The organism is Endozoicomonas sp. ONNA2, assembly GCF_024606365.1.
In the GTDB taxonomy this organism is placed as follows: domain Bacteria; phylum Pseudomonadota; class Gammaproteobacteria; order Pseudomonadales; family Endozoicomonadaceae; genus Endozoicomonas.
In genome coordinates this window covers 1-1,359 of sequence record NZ_JAHHPO010000557.1, presented here as the reverse complement: position 1 = coordinate 1,359, position 1,359 = coordinate 1, and the positions used below count along the sequence as shown (strand labels likewise).

Below are 1,359 nucleotides of genomic sequence, written 5' to 3'. Positions count from 1 at the left end.
CTGCATAAGCGGCGGCGCGTCTAGCGCCGTCCGCTGGATGCTCTTGTTAGCTGCGTTCTGGTTGATGGAATTCGAGGATATTGCCATCTGGATCTCTTATAAAGAAAAACTGAGCACCGTGGTATTCAACTTCATCAGTTATGGGAAAACCTAACTCTTCAATGTAACTTTTAGCCGAATCATAGTCTGTGATTTCAAGTGCAATATGCGTATAGCCTGGATATTTCACATCATTTTCCATCAGTACATTTTTCTTTGGTGCATCTCCGGAGGCATTGAGAATCAAGTTAATGTTTATTCCTGATGGGTGCTCTACTATAGCTACTGGCTCCGGACCAACTGGCCCAACAATAAATTTAAAACCCAGTTTTCCGTAAAATTCACGAGAGACATCCAAATTTCTAACTCTCAACCCTACATGATTAATTCTTGTTATTTCTTTCATGATTATCTCCCGATGCTGATTTTTGATGAGTAGCTAACGCCTGCATAAGCGGCGGTGCGCCTAGCACCGTCCGCTGGATGCTCTTGTTAGGCGCTTTTATACGTAAAGGTCTAGCTTTCTCTTTTGGAATGATTTTACAACCTGGTTGTGCCACTCTTTGATAGTACGTGTGGTTGCAACATCATTTACACATCGTTCTAGCGTTCCTCTTGGTTGATGAAGTGTTTTATTTTCAATGGCCCAGTCAAGAACTCTAATTGGCCTTCTATTTTCAATCCAGCAAGTTTCTGATTTGTCGTCTTTTACTTCGTACCAACCACCGATAACTTGAACTAAGGCTATCAGCTTTTTTCCTGTTTTTATTGCAACAATATCATTAACATTCATTTTATTGCGAAAGTCAGAAATTTTGTCTTCTCCATCTTTCCAATTGCCAAGACCAATTATTTTTTTATGCTCAAGAATAGAATGAATGTGATCTTCTGCATATGACGGATCATTTGGGTGAATTTGCATATGCCAGTAATTTACAGACTTCATGATAATTTTACTTTGGTTGTTGATGAAATGATGAACTTTAGCACCTAACGCCTGCGTGTGCGGCTTGTCCGCGCGACGCTCTTGTTATGTTCTTTTAGTTTTCAAGAAGAGATTTTATCATCCCAAGCTGTTCTTCTTGTGTGAAGACTCCCTGCTTCAAGGCTTGTTTGAAAAGTGGTACCCAATTGATAGCATCAATGTCTGCTGGACGGGTTGATTGTCTGTTACTTTTCCACCAAGCCAACCTGATTTCTTCATTACCACCTTTTGTAAAAATGCGCTCAAGACAAACTGAGTTATTTGCTTCTCCTTCCCAGGCACACAGGGCGACAGAATCGGTCGAACGATCATCCCGATAATAGGATATTTAGCTA

At 40.7% G+C, this 1,359-nt stretch carries 3 protein-coding genes; all 3 read right to left on the bottom strand.

Annotated elements, in window-relative coordinates:
• Positions 1–46: 46 nt before the first annotated feature.
• On the bottom strand, positions 47–445 hold the full coding sequence (locus tag KDK14_RS09765; RefSeq protein ID WP_257264911.1) for a VOC family protein: 399 nt from the start codon (positions 443–445) through the stop codon (positions 47–49).
• 96 nt (positions 446–541) lie between these two features.
• Complete coding sequence (locus tag KDK14_RS09760) at positions 542–985, bottom strand: hypothetical protein (RefSeq protein WP_257264910.1); 444 nt, start codon at positions 983–985, stop codon at positions 542–544.
• Positions 986–1,141: 156 nt separating this feature from the next.
• Positions 1,142–1,359, bottom strand: a 218-nt coding sequence (locus tag KDK14_RS09755; RefSeq protein WP_257264909.1) for a hypothetical protein, incomplete at its 5' end; no start/stop codon positions are given.